Below are 14,292 nucleotides of genomic sequence, written 5' to 3' on the forward strand. Positions count from 1 at the left end.
TCAAGGAACACATTATGAAAATCAGAGCGCAAGTCGGCATGGTGTTGAACCTGGACAAATGTATCGGTTGCCACACCTGCTCCGTTACCTGCAAAAACGTGTGGACTTCACGCGACGGTGTGGAATACGCATGGTTCAACAACGTAGAAACCAAGCCCGGCATCGGCTTCCCGAAAAACTGGGAAGACCAAGAAAAATGGAACGGCGGCTGGGTGCGCAAATCGGACGGCAAGCTCGTGCCCAAACAAGGCGGCAAGCTGAAAATCCTGTCCAATATTTTCGCCAACCCCAACATGCCGAAAATCGACGACTACTACGAGCCGTTCACCTACGATTACGAACACCTGCAAAACGCGCCCAAAATGAAAACGCCGCCCACCGCGCGTCCCATTTCCGTGATTACCGGCAAAAAAATGGACAAAGTGGAATGGGGTCCGAACTGGGAAGACGACTTGGCGGGCGAATTTGAAAAACGCGGCAAAGACGTGTTGTTCGAAGGCATTCAAAAAGAAATGCACGCCGCATTCGAGCAGACCTTCATGATGTATCTGCCCCGCCTGTGCGAACACTGCCTGAATCCGACCTGCGTGGCTTCCTGCCCGTCCGGCAGTATCTATAAACGCGAAGACGACGGCATTGTGTTGATTGACCAAGACAAATGCCGCGGCTGGCGTATGTGCGTGTCCGGCTGCCCATACAAAAAAATCTATTACAACTGGACCAGCGGCAAAGCCGAAAAATGCACGTTCTGCTATCCGCGTATCGAAGTGGGCGAGCCGACCGTCTGCTCCGAAACCTGCGTGGGCCGTATCCGCTATTTGGGCGTGCTGCTTTATGATGCCGACAAAATCGAAGCGGCGGCCAGCGTGGAAAACCCGCAAGACCTGTATGAAGCGCAACTGGGCCTGTTCCTGAATCCGAACGATCCTGAAATCGAAAAAGAAGCCTTGAAACAAGGAATCAGCCAAAGCTGGCTGGACGCGGCCAAACGCTCGCCCGTGTATAAAATGGCGATGGAATGGAAAGTGGCCTTCCCGCTGCATCCCGAATACCGCACCATGCCGATGGTTTGGTACATTCCGCCCCTTTCACCCATTCAGTCCGCCATCGAACGCGGCTTGGTCGGCGAAAACGGCATTATCCCGAGCGTGGACGAAATGCGTATTCCGTTGCGCTATTTGGCCAACCTGCTGACGGCAGGCAAAGTAGAGCCCATTAAAGCCGCGCTGGAACGTATGATTGCCATGCGCCGTTACAAACGCGGACAAGTGGTACACGGCGAAACGCTGGAACAAACGCTGGACGGCACAGGTTTGACACCGGCACAAGTGGAAGAAATGTATCAAGTGATGGCGATTGCCAACTACGAAGACCGCTTTGTGATTCCGACCAGCCACCGCGAAATGGTGGAAAACACGTTTGACGAAAAAGGCGCATGCGGCTTTACCTTCGGCAACGGCTGCTCCGGCGGTTCTTCCGAAGAAAGCCTGTTCGGCAAACGCAAAGGCACGCCGATTGTGTTCTTCGACCGCCGCAAAGACATTGAAGAAAACCGTGAAAACGGTGTGCGTTAATCGGGTGGCAGACTATGGAAATCAAACCTTTAACCTATAAATGGTTGTCGGCATTGATGTGTTATCCCGAAAGCGACTTGCTCGAAGCCCTGCCAGAGTTGCAGGCTGCTTTGAGCGAGCTGCCCGAGTTGAGAAACAATCCGCACCGTGCTGGTTTGGACAAATTCCTCGACCATTTGGCCAGCCACACCTTGCGCGAATTGCAGGAAGACTATGTGCTGGTGTTTGACCGTAGCCGCCATCATGCGCTGTATATCTTTGAACACGTGTATGGTGAAGACCGCGACCGCGGCAGCGCAATGGTGGATTTGCTGGAAGAATACCGCCGATACGGCTACGAATTGGGCGATGACGAATTGCCCGATTACCTGCCTGCGCTGTTGGAGTTCTTCTCACACATTCCCGCCGATGAAGCGCAGAAATTGCTGGGCGATGCCGTTCATGTGGTGGCGCACATTGCCAAAAAACTGGAATTGTACGGTTCGCCTTATGCCGCGCTGCTGAATGCAGTGGTGGCATTGAGTCCGGTGGAACCGCAGCCGCTGATTGAACCGCCGGTGCGCGACATGGACGAAGCCATGGAAACGTTCGGGCCCGACAATCAAGGATTGGAGCCGTTGTTGAAACCCAAAATGGGCGGCCTGCAAACCGTTCAATTCTATCCGACGGGTAACCGTCCCAATGCCTGACATTGGATTTTGGAGAGTGAAATTATGAATACCTTAAATCAATTCTTTTTCGGCATTTATCCGTATATCTGCTTGTCCGTCTTTTTCCTGGGCAGCCTGATGCGTTTTGAGCGCGAGCAGTATTCCTGGAAAAGCGATTCCAGCCAGCTGCTGTATGAAGGCCAGCTGCGCCTTGGCAATATCTTGTTCCACGTGGGCGTGCTGGCGGTGTTCTTCGGCCACTTGTTCGGTTTGCTGACCCCTTTGGCGTTTTGGGAATTTCTGGGCATTTCGCACGGTGCGAAACAGATTTTCGCCATGACGATGGGCGGCATTTTCGGTTCGATGGCGATGGTGGGTTTGGTGATGTTGATGAACCGCCGCTTTAAAATCGACCGTATCAACCTGAACAGCACTTGGCGCGACAAACTCGTGTTGGTGTGGATTTTCATCACATTGGCTTTGGGCTTGTCCACCATTTTCGTCAGCATGGGGCACTTGGACGGCCACGAAATGGTGAAACTGATGAAATGGGCGCAACACATCGTTACCTTCCGCGGCGCGGCGGCAGAATATTTGGAAGACGTGAGCATCCTGTTCAAAATGCACATTTTCATGGGCATGACCTTCTTCTTAATCTTCCCGTTTACACGGATGGTGCACGTTTGGAGCGGTTTTGGCGCATTGAGCTATATTCCGCGCGCATGGCAGCTGGTTCGCCGCCGCCGTTAATACCAATGAACGCATAGCCCGATAAAAAAGCAGCCTGCACTTTTTTGATGAACGTGCAGGCTGCTTTTTTGCTGTTTAACGCGGCTTGGGCGGGTTTTCAGCCAATAATTTGTCTAACCATTGTGCGGCGGTAGCTGCAGGCAGCGGATTTGGCGAGAAGCAGGCATCGCTTTGGTCGCGTCGTTTGTTTTCTTCGCTGACATAGTCATACACATCGGTTTCCAGCTTGGCCTGCCAGCCGTTACTGCTTCTGTGCACGGAAAAATACGTTACGGTGCTGAATTTGTCTTTACTGTATGTACAGCGGCCGAAGTTTTGCGGCTGGTCGGTATAAAAAGTGAAATCCGCCAGTTCGCCGCTTCGGTTGAGCCTGAGTATTTTCGGCACGCTGAAAGCGGTATTGTTCAATTCGACCACCCAGTCGCCGCCTTCCTTCATCACGGTGCGGTTGCCGAGTTCCCGTGCCTTGCCGTTAAAACGCATGGTGATGTTTTGCGCATCGCAGCCTGCAAACACGGCGTTGCGGCCGCTCCAATCGGGCGAATCGACGTAAATATGATAGGCGTTGCCGCTATATTGGCGGTTGCATTGGATGAAGCGCGGCGCGTTTTTGGGCGGGGTGGCGGTGAACAGCGAGATTTTGCCGGAATAAAAAGAGAGCGAATCGGTGTGGTAGCCGCCCCAAACCATGTTTTTGGGGAAGTAAATGCTGTGAATTTTTTCCGTTTGCAACACTTGTTGCCAGTCGGTTTTGGGTGCGTTGCGGTCGGTGTCGTAATGGATGCGGCTGCCGGCGGGGATGGTCAGCCCTTTGTGTTCGACATCGTGCGGCAGGGTAACGACTTCGGGCAACGGCTGGATAACCAGGGCGTTTGCGCCGATGGGCAGCGCGGCGGCCAGCAAAAGGGCGGATTGTGTGGTTTTCATGGGTTTCCTTGTTGTGAAAATATAGTGGATTAAAATAAAAATGAGACAAGGCGGCGAGCCGCAAGGCGTACAAGTAGTACGTCAAGGCGAGCCAACGCCGTATCATTGCGATTTTAATTCACTATAAAAGTGCAGGCTGCTTTTGAATGCCGTTTTCACATTCCCAAAAGCAGCCTGCACCTGATTTATGCGGCTTTCTGCCAAGTATCTTTCAAGCCCACCGTTTTATTGAACACGGGCTTGTCTGCCGCGTGGTCTTTGCGGTCGGTGACGAAATAGCCGATGCGCTCGAACTGCCAATGGCTTTCGGGCGGCAGGTTTTGCACGGCGGATTCGGCGTATGCGGTGATTTCGCGCACGGATTCGGGGTTCAGGAAATCGGTGAAGGGCAGGTATTCGCCGTCGTCGCCGCGCACCGCATCAGGACGTTCCACGGTGAACAGGCGGTCATACAGGCGCACGGTAATCGGGGCGGCGTGTTCGGCGGACACCCAATGGATCACGCCTTTCACTTTGCGGCCTTCGGGGTTTTTACCCAGCGTGTCGTGGTCGATGCTGCATTTCAGTTCCACCACGTTGCCTGCCGCGTCTTTCACCACTTCGTCGCATCGGATGACATAGCCGTGGCGCAGGCGCACTTCGCCGCCCGGCGTTAAGCGTTTGAAGCCTTTGGGCGGATTTTCGGCAAAGTCGTCGCGCTCAATGTAAATGGTTGGCGAAACAGGTACTTCGCGGCTACCCATTTCTTCGTGGTTCGGGTGGAACGCCGCGCTGCGGCTTTGCGTTTTGCCTGCTTCGAAATTGGTCAGGGTAACTTTCAGCGGGTCGAGCACCGCCATCAGGCGTGGCGCAGAGTTTTCCAGCTCTTCCCGAATCGCGCCTTCCAGCACGCTCATGTCCACAATGTTTTCCGATTTGGAAATGCCGACACGTTTGGCAAACAGGCGCAGGCCTTCGGGTGTGTAGCCGCGGCGGCGCATACCGGAAATGGTGGGCATACGCGGGTCATCCCAACCGCTGACGTGCCCTTCCGTTACCAGTTGGTTCAGCTTGCGTTTGGAGGTGATGGAATACAGCAGTTCCAGTCGCGAAAACTCGTATTGGCGCGGTTTGCCGGTAACGGGCGTGTTTTCCACCACCCAGTCATACAGCGGACGGTGCGATTCAAATTCCAGTGTGCAGAGCGAATGGGTAATGTTTTCAATGGCATCCGACAGGGCGTGCGTGTAGTCGTACATCGGGTAAATGCACCATTTGTCGCCCGTGTTGTGGTGGTGGGCGCGGCGGATGCGGTAAATCACGGGGTCGCGCAGATTGATGTTGCCCGATGCCATATCGATTTTCAGGCGCAGGGTTTTGCTGCCGTCGGGGAATGCGCCGTCACGCATTTTGTAAAACAAATCCAGGTTTTCTTCCACGCTGCGGTCGCGGTAGGGGCTGTTTTTGCCGGGTTCGGTGAGCGTGCCGCGGTATTCGCGCATTTCTTCGGGCGTTAAGTCGTCCACATAGGCTTTGCCTTCTTTGATAAGGCCGACGGCGTAGTCGAAAAGCTGGTCGAAATAATCGGAGGCGTAACGCGGTTCGCCGCTCCATTCGAAGCCGAGCCAGCGCACGTCTTCTTTAATGGAATCAACGTATTCTTGGTTTTCTTTTTCGGGATTGGTGTCGTCGAAACGCAGGTTGCATTGGCCGTCGTAAATATAGGCCAGGCCGAAGTTCAGGCAGATGGATTTGGCGTGGCCGATGTGCAGGTAGCCGTTGGGCTCGGGCGGGAAGCGGGTTTGGATGGCGGTGTGTTTGCCGCTTTTGAGGTCTTCTTCGATGATGGTGCGGATGAAATGGTTGTCGGCAAATTGGTCTTTGGTCAGCATAATGTTTCCAATGGGTGGTATTTCAATATAAAAACGGGGTGCAGGCTGCTTTGGGCAATGGCGGTGCAAGGGGGTGATTTTACCTGAAACCAGGCAGCCTGCACATGGGGTTACGGTTGTGCCAAGGCTTCTAAAATGCAGCATTCGGCCTGTTCGTCGCCGGCGCATTGCGCGTGCCATGTTTGCAGTGTGGCCAGCATGGCTTGCAGCGATTGGATTTTCTGCTCCAATTCGGCAATGTGCTGCGCGGTGAGGGTTTTGACATCGTGGCTGCGGCGGTCGGGGTTGTCTTGCAGGGCGAGCAGTTGCGCGGTTTGGGCAAGCGAAAAGCCGACATCGCGCGCGTGGCGGATGAAGTGCAGCCGCTGCAAATCGTTGTCGCCGTAATCGCGGTAGCCTGCGGCGGTGCGGGCGGCTTGGGGCAGCAGGCCTTGTTTTTCGTAATCGCGGATTTGTTTGGCGGACAGGCCGGTTTGCCGCGCGGCTTGGCTGATGTTCATCATGATTTCCTAATATGGATGGCGTGCCGGTGCAGGGTCGGCAAAAAAGCATTTGACTTTCACACCGGGTAAAGGTTTATAGTATCCCCTGTTTTCAACCCCTAAATCAAGGACAATCAAAATGGCAACAGTAACCCTGAACATTGACGGCATGACCTGCGGCGGCTGCGTGAAAAGCGTGACCAAAGTGTTGAACGGCTTGGACGGCGTGCGCAGCGCCACTGTGAGCCTGGAAAACAAAAACGCGCAAGTGGAATTTGACGAGGGCAAAATCCAAATCGCGCAGCTGGTGGAAGCGGTGGAAGACGCAGGTTTTGATGCCTGTGCCGCTTGAAAATGACTGAAATCCTTTGCAGGCTGCTTGTGGTGTCATGTGCAGGCTGCCTGCACACCCATTTATTATCATCATGCATTCATTACCATCATGCGTTTCTTAACCCACTTTATCCTGACCCTGTCTTCATGGGCCGCCCATTGCGCCTTTTTCGTGTGCTGCTTTATCGCTGCGTATTATGCGGTCGAATTCGGCCTCATGGAGCGTTACGGGCAGGGCGATACCGTTTCGCCCACGTTTTATGTTTTGATTCAAGATGAACACGGCATCCGTCCGACACGGTTGGAAAACTGGCGGAATACGCAAACCTTGGTGCGGCAGGAGCGACGTTTTTTCCGCGAGGACGGGCAGGGCGGCTACCGTTTGCGCCTAATCGCCCCCGATACCTACGAACTGTTCACCGATCTCGACACGGCAATGATCACGCAAACGTATCGGCTCACACCCGATAACCGTGTGATACCGTTAAGCTGGCGCGGTTTCAATGCCATTAGTTTTATTTTGATTTTGCCTGTGGGGCTGGTGTTTTTCACGCTCGGCAAATGGCTGGCGCGCCGAATGGTACACCGTTGGAAAAGGCGCGCCGTGCCGAAAGGGGCAGAAGCCGCGTAATCCTTTCAGGCAGCCTGCACTTCGCTATTTCTTAAAGTGCAGGCTGCTTTTTCATCCGCCAATCCCTTGACATTAACCGTACGTCAACGTTTATCCTGACGCTTATCCGATTTAATATGGAGTAATATCATGGCTATCCGACACATTAACTTCAACATTCAAGGCATGACCTGCCAAGCCTGCGCGAACCGCATTGAAAAAGTGCTGAACAAAAAAGATTTTGTGCAGAGCTGCGCAGTGAACTTTGCCGGCGAAACGGCGCAAATCGAGTTTGACGACACGAAAACCGATGCGGCAGGGCTGATGGAAATTATTGAGAAAACCGGCTATCAGGCCACCGTGCAGACATCATTGCAGCCTGCACAAGACAACGAAACGCATTGGCGCGTGTGGGTGCTGCTGGCTTTGTCCGTGCCGTTTTGGGTGGGCATGGCGGGCATGCTGTTCGGTTCGCACGCGCTGATGCCGCCGTTGTGGCTGCAAATTGCAATTGCCACGGTGGTGCAGGCCTATTTCGCGCTGCCGTTTTACCGCGGCGCAGCGGCCAGCATCCGCGGCGGTTTGGCCAACATGGACGTGCTGGTGTCGGTCGGCACGCTGGCGATTTACCTTTATTCGCTGGGCATGGTGTTGACGCACCGTTCGGCACACCATGTGTATTTCGAGGCGGGCGTGATGGTGCTGGCGTTTGTGTCGCTGGGCAAATATCTGGAAGCGAAAACCAAACGCGGCAGCCTGAACGCGCTCGGTTCGCTGCTGCAACTCACGCCGCGCGAAGTGTCCGTATTCAAAAACAATGCCTGGCAAACCGTGCCGCTGGGCCAAATCCAAATCGGCGACACGCTGCGTTGCGTGCAGGGCGGCCGGATTGCGGCGGACGGCACGGTGCTGGCGGGCGAAGGCTGGGCGGACGAAAGCCATCTCACGGGCGAAAGCCAGCCGGTACATAAAACGATTGGCAGCAAAGTGCTGGCGGGCGCGATTCTTTCCGGCAGCGTGGATTACCGCGCCGAGCAGCTTGGCAGCGATACGTTGCTGGGCGATATGGTGAGCGCGCTGGCCGACGCGCAAGGCAGCAAAGCCCCGATTGCGCGGCTGGCGGACAAAGTGGCGTCGGTGTTCGTGCCGTCCGTGTTGGGCATTGCGCTGCTGACTTTTGTGGCCAACGGATTCGCGCTGGGCGATTGGACCACCGCGCTTGTCCGTGCCGTGGCCGTGCTGGTGGTGGCCTGCCCCTGTGCTTTGGGCTTGGCGACACCGGCGGCGATTATGGCCGGCATGGGACAGGCGGTGCGGCACGGCGTGTGGTTTAAAAACGCCGCCGCGCTGGAAGCCGCTGGTTCGGTGGATACGGTGGTGCTGGACAAAACTGGCACGCTGACGGCAGGCAAGCCCGACATCGCCGCCGTGTGGACGGCCGAAGGCTTTACCGAAGAGCAGTTGTTTGAAATGGCAGCCGCCGTGGAACAGCACGCCGCGCATCCGTTGGCGAATGCCGTGGTGCAGGCTGCTTTGGCACGCGGCATCGCACCGCGCCCCGTTGAGAACGTGAATACCGTGGCCGGCGAAGGCATCAGCGCCAGCGTTGCAGATTGGGGCGAAGTGAAGGTGGGCAAGCCCGAATTTTGCGGGTGCAGGCTGCCTGAAGGCATGGACAATATTTGGTCGATTGCCAGCATTGCCGCCGTGTCGCTCAACGGGCAGGCCGTCGGCGCATTTGCCCTGGCCGACCCGCTCAAACCCGACAGCAAGGCCGCCATCGAACGGCTGGCCGACCACCGCATTGCCGTGCATATTTTGAGCGGCGATCATCCCGCCACCGTCGCCTATATTGCCGCGCAACTCGGATTGCCCGCCGAAAACGCCCACGGCAACCAGTCGCCGCGCCAAAAAGCCGAATTCATCCGCCAATTACAGCAGCAGGGCGCCAAAGTCGGCATGGCGGGCGACGGCATCAATGACGCACCCGCCCTTGCGCTGGCCGATTCGGGTTTCGCCGTGCGCGGCAACACCGACATCGCCGAACAAAGCGCCGATGCCGTGTTGGTGCGCCCGTCGGTCAATCGGCTGGCAGACGGCCTGATGATTGCCCGCGCCACCTTGCGCGCCATCCGCCAAAACCTGTTTTTCGCTTTTATTTACAACGCTCTGGGTATCCCGTTTGCCGCCGTGGGGCTGCTCACACCCGTGCTGGCGGGGGCGATGATGGCAATGAGTTCCGTGTCCGTTCTGGCGAATGCGCTGCGGCTGAAACGGATGAAATTTTAAAAGCAGCCTGCACTTTGAAAAACGGAGTGCAGGCTGCTTTCGGTCATTAGGAATGGGTAGTTAGGATACGTTAATGGGTAACTCGGCAGAATCAGGAACGGAGAGGTAATATGAACATCTATCATCTGGACGCGACTATATTGAAATCGAGTGAGCATAGGGACAAATGGCTAGCGGGAGATTTTCATGATTGCATGGCGCATTTAAAAAAACATTTGACTTATCGCCCCGATTGGGATGAGGGCGAAAATTGGTGCAGGTTTTACCTTCACGATAAATTGGCTGGCATGCTTTGCGCCAAGATTCCGTTTATGATATCCAATTCAGGCGCGGCCCTTGAATTTTTGCCCTCTTATCTTGAAGTTATCATGGTGGATGATTTTGATAATGATAAAATCATATTGTCCAAACTCCTTCAAGATTTCATAGAACCCATGTCGCCGGAATTGGAATGCCCTGCTTTTATACAGGATTTTTATGTGGCTACCGTATAAATTAAGCGGCATATAGGAAACCGTATGACCATATTGCAAAAACTCATCAACGCCATGTTGCAACGCATCAAAGCCGTACCCGTTCCCCAACAGGAGCTGGACGATTTTTTGGCGCAAAACCAAATACAACTCAGCCCCGAGCATTACCGCTTTTTATTGGATTACGGCAACAGCCCTTTTTTAACCAATGAAATGGCCTGCCTAAACTTTGATTATTTCAAAGGGTATTACTATGAATTAGAGTATGAGTTTTTAGAGGGGCTGATATTGCCGCCGAATAGCGGTTATTTGGGCACGGATTTCCTTTCGGAAGCAATTTGCTTGAATTATGAAGACCATAAAGTTTATTGTTACGATGCAGGCGAGACTTTTGGTGCCTATTACGGCGGTTTGTCGGAATTGTTGTTCTACTATTTGTTCCGGGAAACTTATCGAACCGAGTGCTTTGATATTGTCAAATACCGTATCCCAATTTCAGACATAGAGCAGTTCAAGCAAGAATATTTGGATTATGAAATTAAGGATATATTCATTTATAATCATTTTTTCTTTAAAGACGGACGGCTAATTACTTGCGGTAATAGATTTGATGGATACGATATTTATGCAGGCGGCGTATTAGACCAGTTGGCATAATTCTCTTTCGTGTAAATACAATCCAAAAAGCAGCTTGCACTTCATTTTCCAAAGTGCAGGCTGCTTTTGTATCGTCCGTGCCCGAATCATGCCGCTGCAAATTCCCCTGTTATGTTGTAACAAAATAGGGCAAAAACGTTATAATGCACGGTTTGTGTTCCTGTGTGCCGCACGCCATGACTTTCCACGAATTATTCATCGAACCCTTTACCGAATTTTCCTTTATGCGTTACGCGCTGGCATCGGTGGTGTTTTTGGCATTGTCTGCCGCGCCGGTGGGCGTGTTTTTGGTGATGCGCCGCATGAGCCTGATTGGCGATGCTTTGAGCCACGCGGTGCTGCCGGGCGCGGCGGTGGGCTATATGGTGGCGGGACTGAGCCTGCCGGCCATGGGGCTGGGCGGCTTTGCGGCCGGCGTGCTGATGGCATTTTTTGCCGGGTTGGTCAGCCGCTTCACTGAATTGAAGGAAGATGCGAATTTCGCCGCGTTTTATTTGAGCAGCCTGGCGATTGGCGTGATTTTGGTCAGCTTGGGCGGCAACAGCGTGGAATTGCTGCATTTGCTGTTCGGCTCGGTGCTGGCGGTGGATTTGCTGTCGCTGCAACTGATGGGCGCGGTGGCCAGCTGCACGATTGTGGCGCTGGCGGTGATGTTCCGCCCGCTGATGCTGGAAAGCATCGACCCTTTGTTTTTGCGCGCGGTGAACGGCAGGGGCGGGCTGTGGCATGTGGCATTCCTGATTTTGGTGGTGATGAACTTGGTGGCGGGCTTTCAGGCGCTGGGCACGCTGATGTCGGTCGGCCTGATGATGCTGCCCGCCATTTCGGCACGGCTTTGGGTGGAACGGATGGGCGCGCTGATGGCATTGGCGGCGGCGGGCGCGCTGGTGTGCGGTTATGCCGGCCTGCTGCTGTCATACCACCATCCGGCCGGCCTGCCATCCGGTCCGACCATCATCCTGTTTTGCGGCATTTGGTATGTGTTTTCCGTGCTGTTCGGCGCAAACAGCGGCATTTTGGTGAAATTGCTCCGCAAAAAGCATTTGAAGGTTTGACGGACAATGCAAAAGCAGCCTGCACCCATATTCCCAAAGTGCAGGCTGCTTTTTTTGTTCGGGGTCTTGATTCGGGTTGCCTATTTTTTCAGCATGGATAAAAAATCATTGCATATCAAATCCATCATTGGGTTATGCACAGTTTTTCCCAAGCGTTGTGCGGCGGATATCGGGGCAGTGAGGAAAGAAGATTTGCTGAATAATCATGTATCTTTTAAACTGGCAGGCGGCCACACAAAGTGCAGGCTGCTTTGCGTGTCAATTTAGACAAATAGTCTAAAAAAATAATGAGAATATTGAAAACAGCCAAGCAAATATTGCACGAAATGTCCAATAAGTCTAAAATCCAATTTTTATACGTTTAACCAATATATTAAGAAAGACGCAAACCATGAGCGCACAAACCCTCTACGACAAACTCTGGAACAGCCACATCGTCCGCGAAGAAGAAGACGGCACGGTGCTGCTGTATATCGACCGCCATCTGGTGCACGAAGTGACCAGCCCGCAGGCGTTTGAAGGCCTGAAAATGGCCGGCCGCAAGCTGTGGCGCATCGACAGCGTGGTCTCCACCGCCGACCACAACACGCCCACCGACCATTGGGACGAAGGCATCAAAGACCCGATTTCCAAGCTGCAAGTGGACACTTTGGACAAAAACATCAAAGAATTCGGCGCGCTAGCGTATTTCCCGTTTAAAGACAAAGGCCAAGGCATCGTGCACGTGATGGGCCCCGAGCAGGGTGCGACGCTGCCCGGCATGACTGTCGTCTGCGGCGACTCGCACACCAGTACCCACGGCGCGTTCGGCGCGCTGGCGCACGGCATCGGCACCAGCGAAGTGGAACACACCATGGCCACCCAGTGCATCACCGCCAAAAAGTCCAAATCCATGCTGATTGAAGTTTCAGGTAGCCTGAAACCGGGCGTAACCGCCAAAGACATCGCACTGTATATCATCGGCCAAATCGGCACGGCGGGCGGCACGGGCTATGCCATCGAATTTGGCGGCGAAGCCATCCGCAGCCTCTCCATGGAAGGCCGCATGACCCTGTGCAACATGGCGATTGAAGCCGGCGCGCGTAGCGGCTTGGTGGCCGTGGACGACACCACAATCAACTACATTCAAGGCCGCAAATTCGCCCCCAAAGGCGCGGATTGGGACAAAGCTGTGGCCTACTGGCGCACGCTGGTGTCCGATGACGGCGCGAAATTCGACAAAACGTACAGATTCCGCGCCGAAGACATCGAGCCGCAGGTAACATGGGGCACGTCGCCCGAAATGGTGCTGGGCGTGGACGGCAAAGTGCCGAACCCCGCCGACGAAGCCGACGCGGTGAAACGCGCGGGCATGGAACGCGCCTTGGAATACATGGGCTTGGCCGCCGGCACGCCGCTGAACGAAATCCCCGTGGACGTGGTGTTCATCGGCTCGTGCACCAACAGCCGCATCGAAGATTTGCGCGAAGCCGCCGCCGTGGCCAAAGGCCGCAAAAAGGCCGACAACGTGAACCGCGTGCTGGTCGTGCCCGGCTCCGGCTTGGTGAAAGAGCAGGCGGAAAAAGAAGGCTTGGACAAAATCTTCACCGACGCGGGCTTCGAATGGCGCGAACCCGGCTGCTCCATGTGCCTGGCCATGAACGCCGACCGCCTCGCACCGAAAGAGCGCTGCGCCTCCACCTCCAACCGCAACTTTGAAGGACGGCAGGGCAACGGCGGCCGCACCCACCTCGTCAGCCCGGCGATGGCGGCGGCGGCGGCGGTGGTCGGGCATTTTGTGGACGTGCGCGAGTTGTAATCTGTAAAAAGGAAGTGCAGGCTGCTTTGAAGTGCTTTTCGGCGTTTCAGGCAGCCTGCATTTACAGCGGTTTACACCCATCCGTTCAAGCGGGCATTGATGTTGCCCCTTCTTTAATAAACCTACCCGCGAAAGGAAACCGCCATGGGATTGGATATGCGCCCGTTGAACAAGCCGAAAGCAGGCCAAGAACAACGCTTTTACGAACTTTACCGCCTGATAACGTCAGACAATCTTCCGCCCGATCAATATGATGCGCTGTTGGAAGAATGGTTCGGCCTCGGCATACCCAGCTACGAAACCATCAACGCGCCGCAAGTAGGCAAAGACGCTCAGGCAGATGCCTGGCTGCGCGAACAATACGATGCCGACGACAGCCCGGACAAACCGCCGTTTGACGAAGTTTATGAAGATTATCGGGGCTATTACGTCATCGAACTGGCGCCCGAACGGGACAGCGTGCCGGTATACCGCGCCTTCGGGCAGGACGAAAACGTATTCCGCGGCCAGTTTTTGGCTGACTGCCAAGAGTTGATCGGCGAAGATTTGCTCAACGAAGCATGGTCGAACCACCTGGCCGAAGAAGCCGTGGACTATGCCCAACGCCTGATTGCCGCCGTTGCCCCCGCCGCGCGGCAGCACGGCTTGGAATATCTGAAAGACCAATACGAAGCGCCCGAAGCCGAGCCAGAAAGCTTGGAAAGCCAACTGCACATCGTCTATTCTTTGGCGCGCTGGCTGATGTTTTACGGCAGCCGCGGGCACGGTTACGAAGCCGATTTCTAACCCGCCCGCCGCAGGGGCTGCCTGAAAATAAAGGAGC

14 protein-coding genes are annotated in these 14,292 nt (G+C 54.8%); 11 read left to right on the forward strand and 3 right to left on the reverse strand.

Features of this window, described 5'->3' with window-relative positions; genetic code table 11:
• Positions 1-14 precede the first annotated feature (14 nt).
• Genes narH through narI form a run of 3 tightly spaced genes read left to right on the forward strand, consistent with a single transcriptional unit; the run spans position 15 to position 2,974 of the window.
• Entirely contained in the window at positions 15-1,574 is a 1,560-nt protein-coding gene (gene narH / locus HMPREF9098_RS10025) for a nitrate reductase subunit beta (RefSeq protein ID WP_040564451.1), read from the forward strand.
• A 14-nt stretch (positions 1,575-1,588) separates the two neighbouring features.
• Positions 1,589-2,263: a nitrate reductase molybdenum cofactor assembly chaperone gene (narJ, locus tag HMPREF9098_RS10030; RefSeq protein ID WP_003784483.1), complete on the forward strand. Its 675-nt coding sequence runs from the start codon at positions 1,589-1,591 to the stop codon at positions 2,261-2,263.
• Between the two features lie 24 nt (positions 2,264-2,287).
• Positions 2,288-2,974 (forward strand): respiratory nitrate reductase subunit gamma, encoded by a 687-nt coding sequence (gene narI / locus HMPREF9098_RS10035; protein WP_003784484.1) that lies wholly within the window; start codon positions 2,288-2,290, stop codon positions 2,972-2,974.
• Between the two features lie 75 nt (positions 2,975-3,049).
• On the opposite strand, the gene HMPREF9098_RS11855 is transcribed toward narI, so the two are convergent.
• The 3 genes from HMPREF9098_RS11855 to cueR all read right to left on the reverse strand — a co-directional run bounded on the left by HMPREF9098_RS11855 (position 3,050) and on the right by cueR (position 6,275).
• The gene (locus HMPREF9098_RS11855; protein ID WP_003784486.1) at positions 3,050-3,901 is read right to left on the reverse strand and encodes a hypothetical protein; all 852 of its coding nucleotides are present in this window, start codon (positions 3,899-3,901) and stop codon (positions 3,050-3,052) included.
• A 185-nt stretch (positions 3,902-4,086) separates the two neighbouring features.
• Positions 4,087-5,772, reverse strand: a complete 1,686-nt coding sequence (locus tag HMPREF9098_RS10045; protein WP_003784488.1) for a glutamine--tRNA ligase/YqeY domain fusion protein — start codon at positions 5,770-5,772, stop codon at positions 4,087-4,089.
• 110 nt (positions 5,773-5,882) lie between these two features.
• Complete coding sequence (gene cueR, locus HMPREF9098_RS10050) at positions 5,883-6,275, reverse strand: Cu(I)-responsive transcriptional regulator (protein ID WP_003784489.1); 393 nt, start codon at positions 6,273-6,275, stop codon at positions 5,883-5,885.
• A gap of 118 nt (positions 6,276-6,393) precedes the next feature.
• Here cueR and HMPREF9098_RS10055 point away from each other — a divergent pair, with 118 nt between their 5' ends.
• The 8 genes from HMPREF9098_RS10055 to HMPREF9098_RS10095 all read left to right on the forward strand — a co-directional run bounded on the left by HMPREF9098_RS10055 (position 6,394) and on the right by HMPREF9098_RS10095 (position 14,255).
• A complete protein-coding gene (locus HMPREF9098_RS10055) occupies positions 6,394-6,606 on the forward strand; it encodes a heavy-metal-associated domain-containing protein (protein ID WP_003784491.1) in 213 nt (70 codons plus the stop codon).
• A gap of 90 nt (positions 6,607-6,696) precedes the next feature.
• The gene (locus HMPREF9098_RS10060; protein ID WP_003784492.1) at positions 6,697-7,218 is read left to right on the forward strand and encodes a hypothetical protein; all 522 of its coding nucleotides are present in this window, start codon (positions 6,697-6,699) and stop codon (positions 7,216-7,218) included.
• A gap of 129 nt (positions 7,219-7,347) precedes the next feature.
• A complete protein-coding gene (locus tag HMPREF9098_RS10065; RefSeq protein ID WP_003784493.1) occupies positions 7,348-9,486 on the forward strand; it encodes a heavy metal translocating P-type ATPase in 2,139 nt (712 codons plus the stop codon).
• Between the two features lie 110 nt (positions 9,487-9,596).
• Positions 9,597-9,980 (forward strand): hypothetical protein, encoded by a 384-nt coding sequence (locus HMPREF9098_RS10070; protein WP_003784496.1) that lies wholly within the window; start codon positions 9,597-9,599, stop codon positions 9,978-9,980.
• A gap of 24 nt (positions 9,981-10,004) precedes the next feature.
• On the forward strand, positions 10,005-10,616 hold the full coding sequence (locus tag HMPREF9098_RS10075) for a hypothetical protein (RefSeq protein WP_003784498.1): 612 nt from the start codon (positions 10,005-10,007) through the stop codon (positions 10,614-10,616).
• A 176-nt stretch (positions 10,617-10,792) separates the two neighbouring features.
• Entirely contained in the window at positions 10,793-11,671 is an 879-nt protein-coding gene (locus tag HMPREF9098_RS10080) for a metal ABC transporter permease (protein ID WP_040564954.1), read from the forward strand.
• 391 nt (positions 11,672-12,062) lie between these two features.
• Complete coding sequence (gene leuC / locus HMPREF9098_RS10090; RefSeq protein WP_003784504.1) at positions 12,063-13,469, forward strand: 3-isopropylmalate dehydratase large subunit; 1,407 nt, start codon at positions 12,063-12,065, stop codon at positions 13,467-13,469.
• A 144-nt stretch (positions 13,470-13,613) separates the two neighbouring features.
• Positions 13,614-14,255 carry a hypothetical protein gene (locus HMPREF9098_RS10095; protein ID WP_003784505.1) on the forward strand — a complete coding sequence of 214 codons (642 nt, stop codon included), beginning with the start codon at positions 13,614-13,616 and terminating at the stop codon, positions 14,253-14,255.
• Positions 14,256-14,292 lie beyond the last annotated feature (37 nt).

The sequence above is a fragment of the Kingella denitrificans ATCC 33394 genome (assembly GCF_000190695.1).
Lineage (GTDB): Bacteria > Pseudomonadota > Gammaproteobacteria > Burkholderiales > Neisseriaceae > Kingella_A > Kingella_A denitrificans.